At 49.3% G+C, this 15,971-nt stretch carries 15 protein-coding genes and 2 tRNA genes; 1 reads left to right on the plus strand and 16 read right to left on the minus strand.

Annotated elements, in window-relative coordinates:
• Window positions 1-121 precede the first annotated feature (121 nt).
• The 8 genes from R3289_RS17285 to pncC form a co-directional block, all read right to left on the minus strand.
• Window positions 122-198, minus strand: a tRNA-Arg gene (locus R3289_RS17285).
• A gap of 35 nt (window positions 199-233) precedes the next feature.
• Window positions 234-325: transfer RNA gene (locus tag R3289_RS17290), tRNA-Ser, on the minus strand.
• 228 nt (window positions 326-553) lie between these two features.
• A complete protein-coding gene (gene csrA, locus R3289_RS17295; RefSeq protein WP_107283806.1) occupies window positions 554-751 on the minus strand; it encodes a carbon storage regulator CsrA in 198 nt (65 codons plus the stop codon).
• Window positions 752-851: 100 nt separating this feature from the next.
• Entirely contained in the window at window positions 852-2,048 is a 1,197-nt protein-coding gene (locus R3289_RS17300; RefSeq protein ID WP_318926938.1) for an aspartate kinase, read from the minus strand.
• Between the two features lie 58 nt (window positions 2,049-2,106).
• On the minus strand, window positions 2,107-4,818 hold the full coding sequence (alaS, locus tag R3289_RS17305; protein WP_413466718.1) for an alanine--tRNA ligase: 2,712 nt from the start codon (window positions 4,816-4,818) through the stop codon (window positions 2,107-2,109).
• A gap of 53 nt (window positions 4,819-4,871) precedes the next feature.
• The gene (gene recX, locus R3289_RS17310) at window positions 4,872-5,330 is read right to left on the minus strand and encodes a recombination regulator RecX (RefSeq protein WP_318926940.1); all 459 of its coding nucleotides are present in this window, start codon (window positions 5,328-5,330) and stop codon (window positions 4,872-4,874) included.
• A 107-nt stretch (window positions 5,331-5,437) separates the two neighbouring features.
• Window positions 5,438-6,487, minus strand: a complete 1,050-nt coding sequence (gene recA / locus R3289_RS17315; protein WP_318926941.1) for a recombinase RecA — start codon at window positions 6,485-6,487, stop codon at window positions 5,438-5,440.
• Window positions 6,488-6,625: 138 nt separating this feature from the next.
• Window positions 6,626-7,117, minus strand: a complete 492-nt coding sequence (pncC, locus tag R3289_RS17320; protein ID WP_318926942.1) for a nicotinamide-nucleotide amidase — start codon at window positions 7,115-7,117, stop codon at window positions 6,626-6,628.
• A 246-nt stretch (window positions 7,118-7,363) separates the two neighbouring features.
• Here pncC and mutS point away from each other — a divergent pair, with 246 nt between their 5' ends.
• Entirely contained in the window at window positions 7,364-9,901 is a 2,538-nt protein-coding gene (gene mutS / locus R3289_RS17325) for a DNA mismatch repair protein MutS (protein ID WP_413466720.1), read from the plus strand.
• Window positions 9,902-10,010: 109 nt separating this feature from the next.
• Here the strand turns inward: mutS and rpoS are convergent, their stop codons facing one another.
• From rpoS to ftsB, 8 genes are all read right to left on the minus strand, one after another.
• Window positions 10,011-11,003, minus strand: coding sequence for an RNA polymerase sigma factor RpoS (gene rpoS / locus R3289_RS17330; protein ID WP_318926943.1), 993 nt, complete (start codon window positions 11,001-11,003; stop codon window positions 10,011-10,013).
• Between the two features lie 62 nt (window positions 11,004-11,065).
• Window positions 11,066-11,980: a peptidoglycan DD-metalloendopeptidase family protein gene (locus R3289_RS17335; RefSeq protein ID WP_413466719.1), complete on the minus strand. Its 915-nt coding sequence runs from the start codon at window positions 11,978-11,980 to the stop codon at window positions 11,066-11,068.
• A 4-nt stretch (window positions 11,981-11,984) separates the two neighbouring features.
• A complete protein-coding gene (locus R3289_RS17340; protein ID WP_318926945.1) occupies window positions 11,985-12,614 on the minus strand; it encodes a protein-L-isoaspartate(D-aspartate) O-methyltransferase in 630 nt (209 codons plus the stop codon).
• A 2-nt stretch (window positions 12,615-12,616) separates the two neighbouring features.
• The gene (surE, locus tag R3289_RS17345) at window positions 12,617-13,366 is read right to left on the minus strand and encodes a 5'/3'-nucleotidase SurE (protein WP_318926946.1); all 750 of its coding nucleotides are present in this window, start codon (window positions 13,364-13,366) and stop codon (window positions 12,617-12,619) included.
• Window positions 13,347-14,411 (minus strand): tRNA pseudouridine(13) synthase TruD, encoded by a 1,065-nt coding sequence (gene truD / locus R3289_RS17350; protein ID WP_318926947.1) that lies wholly within the window; start codon window positions 14,409-14,411, stop codon window positions 13,347-13,349. The genes surE and truD overlap by 20 nt, the downstream gene beginning before the upstream one ends.
• A gap of 2 nt (window positions 14,412-14,413) precedes the next feature.
• Window positions 14,414-14,887 (minus strand): 2-C-methyl-D-erythritol 2,4-cyclodiphosphate synthase, encoded by a 474-nt coding sequence (ispF, locus tag R3289_RS17355; RefSeq protein ID WP_318926948.1) that lies wholly within the window; start codon window positions 14,885-14,887, stop codon window positions 14,414-14,416.
• The gene (gene ispD / locus R3289_RS17360) at window positions 14,887-15,630 is read right to left on the minus strand and encodes a 2-C-methyl-D-erythritol 4-phosphate cytidylyltransferase (protein WP_318926949.1); all 744 of its coding nucleotides are present in this window, start codon (window positions 15,628-15,630) and stop codon (window positions 14,887-14,889) included. Before ispD ends, ispF begins: the two co-directional genes overlap by 1 nt.
• Before the next feature lie 19 nt (window positions 15,631-15,649).
• Entirely contained in the window at window positions 15,650-15,937 is a 288-nt protein-coding gene (gene ftsB, locus R3289_RS17365; RefSeq protein WP_318926950.1) for a cell division protein FtsB, read from the minus strand.
• Between the last annotated feature and the right edge of the window lie 34 nt (window positions 15,938-15,971).

The raw sequence follows: 15,971 nt of genomic DNA on the forward strand, positions 1-15,971 counted from the left end.
GGATTCGAACCTCCGACCGCCTGGTTCGTAGCCAGGTACTCTATCCAGCTGAGCTACGCGCGCACAATAAATTTGGTTTACAACAACAAGCTGTCAAAAACATCTCATTGCTTTTAAATGATGGTGCGCGCGGGAGGATTCGAACCTCCGACCGCCTGGTTCGTAGCCAGGTACTCTATCCAGCTGAGCTACGCGCGCACTGTAAAACTGTTTCCGCAATCCTTAACAAGGAATGGCGGTGAAGGAGGGATTCGAACCCTCGATACGGGATAAACCGTATACTCCCTTAGCAGGGGAGCGCCTTCAGCCTCTCGGCCACCTCACCGTCTTGCGGGGGGTCATATTACTGCCAAGCCAAAATAAGTCAAATACTTTATTGCCCAAAAACGACAATCGCAGCACGCATGGATACTTAATAGTCAATACGACAACTAAACCAACGTAACTACCGAAATATCTGGCGTATTTTCAGTAAATCAGGATTGGAGGATGGAGGGTTACTGGATTTCTTCAGACACAAAAAAGGCCAGCGAGAATAGCCGACCTTTCTTTATTAGTAGTTACCAGAACCTTGAGTACCAGCTTCTTTTTCCGCTTGAATTCGCATATAGATTTCTTCACGGTGAACAGATACTTCTTTCGGTGCATTAACACCAATGCGAACCTGATTACCTTTAACGCCTAGTACGGTGACAGTTACTTCGTCACCAATCATTAGCGTCTCACCTACGCGACGAGTCAAAATTAGCATTCGTGTGCTCCTTGAGTTATCTCGATTTTATAAGAATTTAACGTTTATTATCCAACAATATTTACGAGCCCGTTTTAATAAGCCCGTAAATGGTCACTGCTCAAGAAACAGCGAGAAGTGGTCGATTATCCAGACTTTCTGGCTCAACCACAAACCTTTTGTGGACCACATCTACAGCTAATTGATGATCACCCTCATTTATCAACAGAGAAAGACAATGAGCAGATCGTTTTTTCTGATGAACCAGAACGCCAGCTTCCGCGAGTACAGTACAAACATGATCAACTTTGTCCTGCACGTTATCGCCGACTACCGATAAGGTAGAAACGGCTGCCACCTGGTGCATCTTTTTATCCAGCACGAGTTTTAGGCGCGCCAAATCTTCATTTGCTGTAACGATTTGTGTTAAATCCGCAGTAACCGCCTTACACCAGCACTGCATACCGAACAGGTTAAGCTGTTCCTGTAATTCAGAGATTGGCATATCAACATCAAGCAGCGTCTGCTGATTTTTCAGCGCTATCCCCACGACATCAGATGCAGCAGAGGACTCGAAACTTACCAGTGTTCCCTCCCCTTCTTCAAACGAAGAAAGTACCCTGAGTGGAACACCATGCTGTCTTGCATATTCAACTGACTGTAATTGTAGCACTTTCGCACCGTTTCGCGCCATTGATGTCATATCATCGAAATGAACGACATCCAGGCGACGAGCTTGCGGTACTAAACGCGGATCGCATGTATATACGCCATCCACGTCGGTAAAGATCTGACACTCATCGGCGTTTAAAGCGCCTGCCAGTGCAACAGCCGTGGTATCCGAACCTCCGCGGCCTAGGGTTGTTATATCCCCTTCATCAGTAATGCCTTGAAAGCCAGCGACTATCACAATCTGGTCTTGCTCAAGCAATTGTTGAATATGACTAGGATCAATATGGATAATGTTCGCATCATTATATTGACTGTCAGTTTTTATTCCTGCCTGCCAACCGGTCAACGATACCGCACTATGACCCATTTTATTCAACATCATTGCGAGCAAAGCCATTGAGACTTGTTCACCCACTGACATGAGAACGTCAAGTTCTCGCTCTGCAGGCACAGCATCGATCTGCTGTGCAAGGCCTAGGAGACGATTAGTCTCGCCAGACATGGCAGAAACAACCACAACCAGTTGCTTGCCTTCTTCTTTGGCTTCAATGACTCGTTCGGCCACAGCTTGGATACGTTCTATCGATCCAACTGATGTTCCACCAAACTTTTGCACTATCAGCGACTTACACGCGTTCTGCGTCACTTTACTTCACCGTCCTGGGGCTAATACCCCGTTACCATACATATTGCTAAAGGGCGCCTTACAGGCGCTCAGCGATCCATGTCTGTGCTGACTCTAGCGCAGCAGGAAGAGCACTTGCATCAGTACCACCTGCCTGTGCCATGTCCGGACGACCGCCACCTTTACCACCTACTTGCTGGGCTACCATGTTGACAAGCTCACCGGCTTTTACTTTGCCGATCAGGTCTTTGGTGACGCCTGCGATTAAACCAACTTTGTCGCCACTGACGTTGCCCAATACAACAATACCGCTACCGAGCTGGTTCTTTAGATCATCAACCATGCCTCGTAGTGCTTTGTTGTCGGCACCGTCCAATTTAGAGATCAGTACTTTTACGCCGTTGATCTCTTGCGCCTGATTGATAATGTCTGCACTTTCTTGCGCAGCCAGTTTATCTTTCAGTTGCTGAATTTCTTTTTCCAGTTGCTTGCTATGCGTAACCAGCGCGCTCACTTTGGTTACGACGGATGACACGTCTGACTTCACTAAGCCAGCCGTTTCAGAAAGCAATGCTTCTTGCGCATGCAGAGCATCAATTGCCGCCGCGCCAGTGACTGCTTCAATACGGCGGATACCTGCCGCAATACCACCTTCAGAAGTGATCTTGAACAGGCCAATATCGCCGGTATTCTTCGCGTGAATACCACCACAAAGCTCGGTCGAGAAATCGCCCATGCTCAGTACGCGTACTTCATCATCATACTTTTCGCCAAACAGGGCCATGGCGCCTTTCTGTTTCGCCGATTCGATATCCATGATGTTGGTATCAATACGGTGGTTCATCCGAATTTGTTCGTTCACCACGCGTTCAATCTCACGCAACTGCGCAGGCGTTACCGCTTCAAGATTTGAGAAATCGAAACGCAATGATTCCGGCTTCACCAGAGAACCTTTCTGAGCAACATGCTCACCAAGGAGGTTACGCAGTGCTGCGTGCATCAAGTGCGTCGCTGAGTGGTTCAGGCTAATCGCCATACGGCGCTGCGCGTCAACGTGCGCCGTTAGCTTATCGCCAACCTTCAGGGCACCTTCAACCATTGCACCTTTATGACCAATCGCTGTACCAAATTTCTGGGTGTCAGCGACGTTAAACTGTGTGCCTTCAGCCGTCATAACACCAGCATCACCACACTGACCACCAGCCTCGGCGTAGAATGGTGTGTTATCGAGTATAATCAGTGCGTCATCACCGGCATTAATACTGTCAACAGCTTCACCGTCACGGTAAATCGCAATAACGCAGGCTTGGGCTTCGGTGGCGTTGTAACCACAGAACTCAGTTTCAACATCAACTTTGATTGCGGTATTGTAATCGACACCAAACTGTCCCGCTTCACGCGCGCGCTGGCGCTGAGCTTCCATCGCATCGTTAAAGCCATTTTCATCGATCGTAAAGCCACGCTCACGAGCGACATCGTTGGTTAAATCTGCCGGAAAACCGTAGGTGTCATACAGTTTAAACACCGTTTCACCATCAAGCTCTTTGCCGCTTAAACTATCTAAAGCGTCATTCAAGATTGTCAAACCACGGTCAAGTGTGCGACCAAAGTTTTCTTCTTCAATTTTCAGTACTTTTTCAACAATCGCTTGCTGCTTCTTCAGCTCTTCACCGGCAGTGCCCATGATTTCAGCTAATGGACCCACCAGCTTGTAGAAGAAGGCGCCGTTAGCGCCCAGCTTATTACCGTGACGTACCGCACGGCGAATGATACGACGCAGAACGTAACCACGGCCTTCATTTGACGGCATAACACCATCAACAATCAGGTATGCGCAAGAACGGATGTGGTCAGCAACCACGCGAAGAGATTGGTTAGACAGATCCTCATAACCAATCACTTCAGCCGATTTTTTAATCAGGGTCTGGAAGATGTCGATCTCGTAGTTCGAGTGGACGCCCTGCATAATTGCAGCAATACGCTCGATACCCATACCCGTATCAACAGAAGGCTTTGGAAGCGGCTCCATCGTGCCGTCAGCCTGACGGTTGAACTGCATGAATACGTTGTTCCAGATCTCGATGAAACGGTCACCATCTTCTTCAGGAGTGCCTGGACGGCCACCCCAAATATGTTCACCATGATCATAGAAGATTTCAGTACAAGGACCACATGGTCCCGTATCGCCCATTTGCCAGAAGTTATCTGACGCGTACGGTGCCCCTTTATTGTCGCCGATACGGACAATTCGATCGGCTGGAATACCCATTTGTTTATTCCAGATCTCAAACGCTTCGTCATCAGTTTCGTAAATGGTTACCAACAGGCGATCCTGAGGCAACTTTAGCTCTTCCGTTAAGAACTCCCAAGCATACTTAATGGCATCTTGCTTGAAATAATCACCAAAACTGAAGTTACCCAGCATTTCAAAAAAAGTATGGTGGCGGGCAGTAAAACCTACATTCTCAAGGTCATTGTGCTTACCACCGGCACGTACACAGCGCTGAGCTGTCGTCGCTCGAGTGTAGCTGCGCTTTTCAAGCCCCAGAAAAGTATCTTTAAATTGGTTCATACCTGCATTGGTGAACAACAGTGTTGGGTCGTTCGCAGGTACAAGAGAAGAGCTTTCCACGATTTGGTGGCCTTTGCTCTCAAAAAACGCTAGAAACGCACGGCGAATCTCATCAGTGCTCATGTACATTGGGAAATCCTGAATAGATGCTTTTATAGAAACCAGAAAAATCGCATTTACGCGACTGTATCGGACTAAGATAAATTTTTTGGCGGCCATTGTAAAACAACCACAGCGAATACAGGAAATGTTATGTTACGAATTAAGGAAAATTACTCGTCTGTGGCAGCCAAAGCATAGTTGATTTGGTCAAAATCGAAGCCGCGATACTGCAAAAAACGAAATCGACGTGCTTTTTCTTTCGGAGAATCGATGACCGTTTCACCAAATTTTCGCTGCGCGACCTCTTTACCGTGTTCGTACCAGTCAATATCGGACTCATCAATAGCATGATTGACGATATCTTCCCCGACCCCCTTCATTTTCATTTCTTGTTTGATCCGCAATGCACCCCAGCCTTTGGCAACACCGTTACGCACCATCATGGCGGCATACCGGGTATCGTTAAGCCAGCCATATTCCTGACAATGGCTGATCGCCAGATCTATTTCCTGAGCCTCAAAACCGCGGGTTGTCAATTTACGGCGTAATTCAGTTTCGGCATGATCCCTGCGTGACAGGTAACCAACCGCCGCCTCTTGGGCTGATTGCTTATTCGTTTTATTTCTCATGCAGACTATTCTCCAACGGAAAAAACGGGCCTTGTACCTAGTACAAAGCCCGTTTTTAAATTCTTTTCACATTCATCGCATGCTGATGCAGCGGCTACTCTAGGTAATTAAAATGCTTCTTTTTCTTCTGCGGTCTCTTCTTTTTTGCTGTCAGCAGATTCCAATGTTGCCGGTGCTAATAACATCTCGCGCAACAGTTTATCGATTTCTTCTGCAATTGCCGGGTTTTCAACCAGGTGCTTGCATGAGTTTGCTTTACCCTGGCCAATCTTATTGCCTTTATAGCTGTACCAGGCACCGGCTTTTTCTACCAGCTTGTGCTTCACACCTAAATCAATCAGCTCGCCATTGCGGTTGAAGCCTTGGCCGTAAAGAATTTGTGTCTCAGCCTGCTTAAACGGCGCCGCAATTTTATTCTTAACCACTTTGATGCGAGTTTCATTACCGACCACTTCATCGCCATCTTTAATCGCGCCGGTACGGCGAATATCCAGACGTACAGAAGCATAGAATTTCAGGGCATTACCGCCTGTGGTGGTTTCAGGGTTACCAAACATCACACCGATCTTCATTCGGATTTGGTTGATGAAAATACACATGCAATTTGAGGTCTTTAAGCTACCCGTGAGCTTACGCATGGCTTGGGATAGCATTCTCGCTTGCAAGCCCATGTGCGAATCGCCCATCTCACCTTCAATTTCTGCTTTTGGCGTTAGAGCAGCAACGGAATCGACCACAATCACATCGACAGCACCTGAGCGAGCTAGGGCATCAACGATTTCTAAAGCTTGCTCACCAGTATCTGGCTGAGAAACCAAGAGCTGGTCGATATCAACCCCCAGCTTTTGAGCATAGATTGGGTCTAGAGCGTGTTCAGCATCGATGAATGCACAGGTCTTGCCTGCTCGTTGCGCAGACGCAATGGTTTCCAGCGTTAATGTCGTTTTACCCGATGATTCTGGACCGTAAATTTCAACTACGCGACCCATTGGCAAACCGCCAGCACCCAGCGCGATATCCAGCGACAGGGAGCCAGTTGAAATCGTATCGATATCCATCGTACGGTTATCGCCCAACTTCATGATGGAGCCTTTACCGAACTGCTTTTCAATCTGGCCTAACGCTGCGGCAAGAGCCTTCTGTTTGTTGTCGTTCATTCGACTCTCCAACGGATGCTTAAATTAAATACTGAAGTAAACTTATGTCGGTTAGTATACTGTCTATTCATACAGTGTCTAGCACTGTATGAAAATTTTTTCTCTTGCTGTCTGTACCCCGCTCACCCGGAGATTTGCTTAGCCCAGAGCCTGTAAACGCTGCAGCATGCCAGATAAGGATTTTTCAATCGCTTGCTGCCTAACGGCATTGCGATCGCCGTCAAACAAACAGGTCTCAAGCTGCAACCAACCGGTACTGTCCGCCCAGGCGAAACAGACCGTCCCTACCGGTTTGGTTTCTGTGCCGCCGCCAGGACCGGCAATACCGCTGATCGCCACACTGATCGTGGCATTAGAATTGTTCAGTGCCCCAGTGGCCATTTCCCTGACCACGGCCTCGCTGACGGCCCCATGTTCAGCCAGTGTTTCACCCTGAACTCCTAGCATTTGCTGTTTGGCTTCATTGCTATAGGTGACAAAAGCGCGATCAAACCAGCCTGAGCTGCCGGCAATATCGGTGATGGCGGTCGACACGCCACCACCGGTACATGATTCAGCCGTTGTCGCAACCCAACCTCTGCGTTCTAACGCTTCGCCCAAACGCTCAGCAAGCTGCTGTATTTTTTCCATATATCGCTTCCCTTTTTCTAACAATAGAATCGAGTATAGAGAGACCAGAAACCAGAATCGAGAAACTTGAACCTCGCCACTCGCGATTCATATCTCGATTGCTACTTTGCCACCCTGCCCGATTCACGTATCCTTAGCTATCAGAATTTAACCCGGCAATTTTTGACCCAGCATCAACAGCAGGTTAATCCGGCACCAACAGCAGGCAATATCGTGACAGTGAAAGGTTTAGAGACACACACTCCAATGATGCAGCAATTTTTACGAATTAAGGCTGAAAACCCTGATATTCTGTTGTTCTATCGTATGGGCGATTTCTACGAACTATTTTTTGATGATGCTAAGCAAGCCTCTCAATTACTCGATATTTCTCTGACAAAGCGCGGCTCCTCCAACGGCCAGCCAATTCCGATGGCCGGTGTGCCTTACCATGCTGTTGAAGGATATCTGGCAAAACTGGTTCAGCAAGGCGTTTCTGTCGCGATTTGTGAGCAAATCGGCGATCCGGCAACCAGCAAAGGGCCGGTTGAACGTCAGGTAGTCCGTATTGTTACGCCTGGTACGGTCAGTGATGAAGCGTTATTAAATGAACGCCGGGATAACCTGATTGCCGCGATTTACCACAACAGTCAGGGCTTTGGCTACGCCACCCTGGATATCACCTCCGGCCGCTTTATGCTTTCAGAGCCGGATACAGAAGAAGCCATGCAGGCAGAGCTACAACGCACCAGCCCTGCCGAGTTGCTCTACCCGGAAGACTTTGCCCGACCACAAATCGTTGAGCCGATAAAAGGCACGCGCCGTCGCCCGGTGTGGGAATTTGACCTCGCTACCGCGCGCCAACAGCTGACCATGCAATTTGGTACCCGTGACTTAGTCGGTTTTGGCGTCGAGCCGGCTGAACGCGGTCTCTGTGCTGCCGGCTGCCTGCTGCAGTATGTTAAAGACACCCAGCGCACCGCGCTTCCTCATATTCGCGCGATCACCTTAGATCGCAAAGATCATGCCGTGATCCTGGATGCGGCAACCCGTCGCAATCTGGAGCTGACCCAAAATCTGGCGGGGGGATTTGACAATACATTGGCTTCGGTACTCGATCATACCGCTACCCCGATGGGCAGCCGCCTGTTAAAACGCTGGCTGCACCAGCCAATCCGCGATCCTCAGCAGCTCAACAACCGCCTCGATGCCATTGCCGAATTTAAAGATAGCGGGATGTTTGCCGATGTCGCGGGCGTGCTACGCCATATGGGCGATCTGGAACGTATTCTGGCTCGCCTGGCACTGCGTTCTGCACGCCCTCGCGATTTGGCCCGTATGCGTACCGCGCTTCAGCATCTGCCGGAACTGGCCGATCTATTGACTGAAATTGACCAGCCCCGGATCGGTGAATTAGCCCAGTTTGCCGCCCCCATGGATGAGCTGTGCGGGCTGCTGGAACGTGCCATCATCGAAAATCCTCCGGTTATCATCCGAGACGGCGGCGTGTTGGCTCCGGGCTATAATGCCGAGCTCGATGAATGGCGCGATCTGGCTGACGGCGCAACCAAGTATCTCGACGATCTGGAGGCGCGCGAGCGTGAGCATCACGATATTGACAGCCTGAAAGTCGGCTTTAATCAGGTTCATGGCTTTTTCATTCAGGTGAGCCGTGGCCAAAGCCACCGGGTGCCAAGTCATTATGTTCGCCGCCAGACGCTGAAGAATGCCGAACGTTATATTATCCCTGAGCTGAAAGAGCACGAAGATAAGGTACTCAACTCTAAATCGAAAGCCTTAGCACAAGAGAAAAAGCTGTGGGAGGAGCTGTTTGATCTGTTGCTGCCACATCTGGAGCAACTGCAAAACGCAGCCAATGCCCTGTCGGAACTGGATGTACTGACTAACCTGGCCGAACGTGCCGATACCCTCAATTACTGCCGCCCGCAGTTGATGACAGAAACGGGCATTGAAATTACCGCAGGCCGCCACCCGGTGGTTGAGCAGGTGCTTAAAGAACCGTTTATCGCGAATCCTATCTCACTGCATCAGGATCGCCGGATGTTGATCATTACCGGCCCGAACATGGGGGGTAAATCCACTTACATGCGCCAGACGGCACTCATTGCATTGATGGCCCATGTGGGCTCGTTTGTGCCTGCTGAAGCGGTGAAGATTGGTCCGTTAGATCGTATCTTTACCCGTATTGGTGCGTCGGACGATCTGGCCTCCGGCCGTTCGACCTTTATGGTCGAAATGACCGAGACCGCCAACATCCTGCATAATGCAACCCCCAGCAGCCTGGTATTAATGGATGAAATAGGCCGCGGCACCAGCACTTATGACGGCTTATCTCTGGCGTGGGCCAGTGCTGAATGGCTGGCAGAAAAAATTGCCGCCATGACGCTGTTTGCCACCCATTACTTTGAGCTGACGGAACTACCCTCACTGCTTTCAGGGCTGGCCAACGTCCATTTAGATGCCGTTGAGCATGGTGATGAGATAGCCTTTATGCATGCCGTTCAGGAAGGCGCGGCCAGCAAATCCTACGGATTAGCCGTCGCGAGTTTAGCCGGAGTACCCAAATCGGTGATCAAGCGGGCAAAAGTGAAGTTGCAGCAACTGGAAGCGAGTGGTCATCAGCAAGCGGTAAGCTCGCCATCAGCCGTACCGAAAGAGGAAAATCAGCTGACGCTGATCCCCGAACCAAGTGAAGCGGAAGAAGCATTAGCCAACTTGAACCCTGATGAAATGACACCGCGTCAGGCGCTAGATGAGCTGTATCGCCTGAAAGCATTGTTATAAGCCCGGGATAAGAAGCGAGTAAAGTGACCCTAGATCCTAGGCACTCGATTCCGCCATAGAAAAAGGACGCCCCGGCGTCCTTTTTTAATCCGCTACTATTGTGGTTGAATTACAACTCCTGATTAAAGAGCGATTCAATATTTAAACCCTGATGGGTCAGCATGTCACGTAAACGACGTAAACCTTCGACCTGGATCTGGCGAACACGTTCGCGGGTTAAGCCTATCTCACGGCCAACATCTTCCAGGGTCGAAGCTTCATAGCCCAGCAGCCCAAAGCGGCGAGCTAACACTTCTCGCTGCTTAGGATTCAGCTCTTGCAACCAGTTGATAATCGAGGTTTTGATATCATCATCCTGCGTCGATGTTTCAGGGCTACCGCCTTTCTCATCAGGGATAATATCCAATAATGCTTTTTCTGAATCGCCGCCAATAGGGTTATCCACCGAGCTGACACGTTCATTCAAACGCAGCATTCGGTTAACGTCATCAACCGGCTTCTCCAGCTGAAAAGCGATATCTTCGGCTGTCGGCTCATGATCCAGTTTCTGCGCCAGCTCACGGGCAGTTCGGAGGTACACATTGAGCTCTTTGACAACATGAATAGGCAAACGGATGGTGCGGGTCTGGTTCATGATCGCGCGTTCAATGGTTTGGCGGATCCACCAGGTCGCATAGGTTGAGAATCGGAAGCCTCGCTCGGGATCGAACTTTTCTACGGCTCGGATCAGCCCCAGATTTCCTTCTTCAACTAAATCCAGTAAAGCCAGACCACGATTACTGTAACGACGGGAAATTTTGACCACCAGACGCAAGTTACTTTCAATCATGCGCTTACGTGCGACTTCGTCCCCTCGTAATGCCCGGCGGGCATACAGCACTTCTTCTTCGGCTGTCAACAGGGGAGAAAAGCCAATTTCTCCGAGGTAGAGCTGCGTTGCATCAAGGGCTTTTTTCGTCGCCCCATATTTTGAAATATCGACATCTTCGTTGCTAATATCTTCTACAGACTCAGATTTTATAACCACAGCAGGGGTGTCTGAATCGATATCTTCATCAAAATTAAAAGTTTCGATATTAGCGGCTGTGTTGCTTCTACTCATAGCGCCTCCCAGATGGCGAGTTAGCAATACTAGGCAAGACATACAACTTCATTATCTCATTTTTACTTTTTCGGCAAATACCTCAGAGGATCCACGGATTTGCCTTTATAACGAATTTCAAAGTGCAGACGGACACTGCTAGTTCCCGAGCTTCCCATCGAAGCAATCTTCTGCCCGGCTTTTACTGTCTGTTGCTCTTTAACCAACACCTTGTCATTGTGCGCATAAGCACTGAGATAATCATCACTATGCTTAATGATCACAAGATTTCCATATCCCCTGAGTGCATTTCCGGCATATACAACTTTGCCTCCGGCTGATGCACTCACAGACTGTCCACGCCGGCCTGAAATATCGATACCTTTATTCCCATTATCAGAACTGGAAAAGGTTGCGATAACCGAACCTTTGCTTGGCCATGCCCATTGGTCCACCTTGTTGGTATTCTTTGTGTTATTTGTGACAACTTTGTTGCTTTTTGTGTTTTGAGAGTACTCCTTTGTGCGATCCTGATCAACATTTTTATTGGCTATTTTTTGCTCAGAATTTATCTGTTTCACAGGAGCCTTGCTCTGCGGCTTGGGGCTTGGTTTTACCTTGGGAGCGCTATTGGTTGTTTTTACTGGGGGTTTAATAACGGCAACCGTACCGGCATGGCCATATTCCGGTGCCACATACTTAGGTTTCCATAGCTGGAGTTTTTGTCCGGGAAAGATGGTATAAGGGAATGACATCTTATTCTGGGCAATAATGTCCTTCACCTCCCGCCCCGTTACATAAGAAATAAAGTAAAGGGTATCGCCTTTTTGAACTTCGTAGTAACTGCCGCGGTGACTGCCGCGATCGAGTTGTGAATAATCTTTTCCGATACTCGAAACCGGTGCTGGCACGTGACTGCTGCAGGCAGACAATAGCAACAGACAAGCGGCTGCTATTGACAATGAGTGCGATAAGTTCTTGCTCACTCGCACTTCCATGGCTTTACGCTAAGTCCCCAGCCACCAGTGGAACAAATCGAACGGCTTCAATGTCCTGATAAGAAAACGTATCACCGGTACGGGTGATCTGTTTCAGGACCTGATACTCATCACCGACAGGAATGACTAACCGGCCACCATCAGCCAGCTGCTTAAGTAATTCCTCAGGAATAGTTTCTGCGGCAGCGGTAACAATAATGGCATCAAAAGGCCCTTTGTTATGCCACCCCAGCCAACCATCCCCATGTTTAGTCGAAATATTATGCAGATCGAGCTGTTTTAAGCGACGTTTAGCCTGCCACTGCAGTGCTTTTATTCGCTCCACGGAGTAAACATGGTTAACCAGGTGTGCCAGAACTGCCGTCTGATAGCCCGAGCCGGTGCCAATTTCCAGGACTCTGGAGTTAGGGTTGAGATCCAGTAACTCTGTCATTATAGCCACGATATAAGGCTGTGAAATCGTCTGCCCGCTACCAATGGGTAAGGCATTATTTTCGTAAGCCTTATGGGAAAATGCCTCATCAACGAATAGTTCTCTGGGAACGGCTTCAATTGCATTCAGCACTTGCTCATTTTGGATTCCCTGCCGTCGCAACAAGGCCACCAAACGGTGACGTTCTTCCACATAACGCATCCTTATTTTATCTCCACTTCTTTCATCCATAGCTCAACACTGTCGATGGCATTATGAGCCGTTAAATCAACTTGCAGCGGGGTAATAGACACCGATTTTTGTTCGATGGCATGAAAATCCGTACCGGGACCTGCATCCTGGCCAAGCCCCGGCGGACCAAGCCAGTAAAGAGTTTTACCACGAGGATCCGTATCTTTGACCATCTGCTCTGCACGGTGCCGTGCCCCCAGTCGCGTGACTTGCCAACCGGTTAATTCCGCCAAAGGAACATCCGGCACATTTATATTAAGGATCTGATTGTTGAGCAACGGCTTATCAATCAAATTGCGAACCAGCTCTTTGACCACCTGCGCTGCCGTGTCAAAGTATACGGAACCCACCAGCGATACCGCTATTGCCGGCACACCAAGGAAATGCCCCTCCGTCGCTGCCGCTACCGTACCGGAATATAAGACGTCATCCCCCAGATTGGCACCATGGTTAATACCGGCAACCACGATATCCGGGCGGTATTCCAGCCACTCATTCAGGGCAAAGTGGACACAATCGGTCGGTGTACCTTCAACAGAGATCCGACCTGGTCCTTCTTCGCGAATACGCAGCGGATTATCAAGTGATAGGGAGTTTGAAGCCCCGGAGCGATTTCGATCCGGGGCGACCACGGTAACCTCCCCCAGCTCACCCAATACAGAGGCAAGCGTATTAATGCCTTCGGCAAAAATACCGTCATCATTACTGATTAAAATTCGCATGGTCGCCATCCTCTCGTTCACGCTCCATTATTAGCTCGCGTACCACAGAGGTTGCGAAACAACCCGCCGGCAGGGCGAATGCCAGCACGAGATCATCACCATCGAATTGCCATTCCATCTCTTGTGGCTTTAACAATAACGGACGACGCTCATGACGCATACGGTTATCACGGATCAATTTAAGCAGCAATGGCTCTTGTTCAATCACCGATAATTCAAATGCTTCTGCATCAGCCTGAGTCGGTAAGGCATTATCACCCACTAAGGGGGCCGTAATATTTACGCGCCCCTCATCAATGCTCGTTTGTAGTTCAGGGCTAATCGTTTCAGCCAGGAAGCCATTCTCTTCCCCCATATTTTGCAAACTGTCACCCAGCATCAGCGAGTGAACGTTGCCCTGCTCAATTCGCGTCGACAGTACCATGTTGAATAGCCAAGAACGTGCCGCGGATAAATAAAAGCTGCGCTTACTCTTGTCTCGAACTCGAAATTCGTCATTCCCCCAGCTACGCGCCTTCACCACATTATTACCGCTATGCCCAAATCGCTGCTCACCATAATAGTTGGGCACGCCGTGGCACTTCACCTGCTCTAATTTGGCGGCCAGTTCATCCGGCTTATCAAGTTCAAGCAAGCGCAACTGGAACCAGTTGCCGACTAAATCGCCCGGACGCAGTTTTTTATCGTGGCGGGTGGTTTCCAAGACTTCAACTCCCGGATGCTCTGCCACAAACAAAGTTAAATCAGGATCTGGCTTTCCGGGCAGATGAACACTTAACCACTGCTCCGTTACCGCATGACGATCTTTGAGGCCGGCCCAGCTCACATCTCGCGATTTGACGCCACATGCTTTCGCCAGCTCATTGACCACAAACTTGGTGTTTTCACCTGTCTTGCGGATCTTCACCATAAAGTGTTCGCCTTGCCCGGCAAAATCAAAACCTAAGTTTTCTTTGACTACAAAGTGGTCAGGCTGGACTTTGATCCGCCCCTGACACGTTGGTTTTTCATATAACCAACAAAAATTGTCCATGACATTAGACATCGTTATACCTTTTGAATTAAGACCACAGCTTCGCAAGCAATGCCTTCTTTGCGTCCCGTAAAACCGAGACGTTCAGTGGTTGTCGCCTTAACATTAATATTCTCAATTTCCGTTTCCAGATCGTCGGAAATTGCCTGGCACATCTCATCAATATACGGTGCCATTTTCGGTGCCTGGGCAATGATGGTGACATCCAGATTGCCCAGCCGGTAGCCTTTTGCTTTTACTTTACTGTAGACGTCACGCAGTAAGAAACGGCTATCAGCCCCTTTCCACTCAGCATCCGTATCCGGGAAGTGGCGGCCAATATCCCCGGCACCAATGGCACCCAGCAAAGCGTCACACACAGCATGAAGCGCAACGTCACCATCAGAATGGGCAATTAAGCCCTGATCATAAGGGATAGCAACCCCGCCAATGATCACCGGGCCGTCGCCGCCAAACTTATGCACATCAAAACCATGTCCAATTCGCATCAGGGCTGCTCCTTAATCAGTTGTTCCAAATAAAAGCCGGCAAGAGCTAAATCTTCAGGCTGGGTTACTTTCAGGTTATCGGCCCGCCCTTTAACCAGCAGTGGGGAATACCCACAATATTCCAGAGCTGACGCTTCGTCGGTAATAACCGCACCCTCTTTGAGCGCTTGTTGCAATGACTCCCGTAATTGCTTCACTCTAAACATCTGCGGGGTAAGTGCATGCCAGAGGTTGTCACGATCGACGGTTTCAGCAATAACTGGCAGGCTGTTGTGATGCAGAACATTACTTTGCTGTTTATTAACAGGCGACCGGCTGCCGCGCTTCATGGTATCGCGTACAGGGGCCGCCAGAATCGCACCATCTTCACTTTGCAGCGCAGCCGCCACCAACCGCACCAGATCCGCTAATCGTACACATGGCCTTGCCGCGTCATGTACCAGCACCCAGCTGTTCTCATCGACAATGGCAGCAAGACCGGCAAACACCGAATCTGCTCGCTCAGCCCCCCCCTCAACAACCTGAATCCGAGGATCGCTGGCAAGCGGCAGCGAAGGAAAATAGGGATCACCGTTACTGATCGCAATAATTATCCGTTCAATCTGCGGGAGGCTGAACAGGCGATCAACGGTGTGCTCCAAAATCGTTTTACCTGCAATGGCTAAATATTGCTTAGGCCGGTCAGCCGCCATACGGCTACCGACCCCGGCAGCAGGTACGACGGCGGTAAGTTGTTGGGTCATGGCAAGGTTTCGTTAAGAGTTAATAATTTGGGCTGCTTTCACCCACAATGCGAAAAAATGTTTCACTCGGCTTAATCATACCAAGTTCATTTCTGGCGCGCTCTTCTACCGCTTCCTGACCACGGTGAAGATCATGGATTTCGGCATACATCTGCTGGTTGCGCTGGACAAGTTCAGCATTTGCTTTCTGTTGTATTTTTACATTGCCTTCTACTGCTAAATAATCCATCAGGCCATTCTTCCCGAGCCAGAAGTCATATTGCAGCCAAACTAAAACAGCCAGCAGCATCACGGTTAACAGACGCATGCATGTCCCCACTTTCGCGTTAAATACGTTAGAC

The sequence above is a fragment of the Photobacterium sp. genome (assembly GCF_033720175.1).
GTDB lineage: Bacteria > Pseudomonadota > Gammaproteobacteria > Enterobacterales > Vibrionaceae > Photobacterium.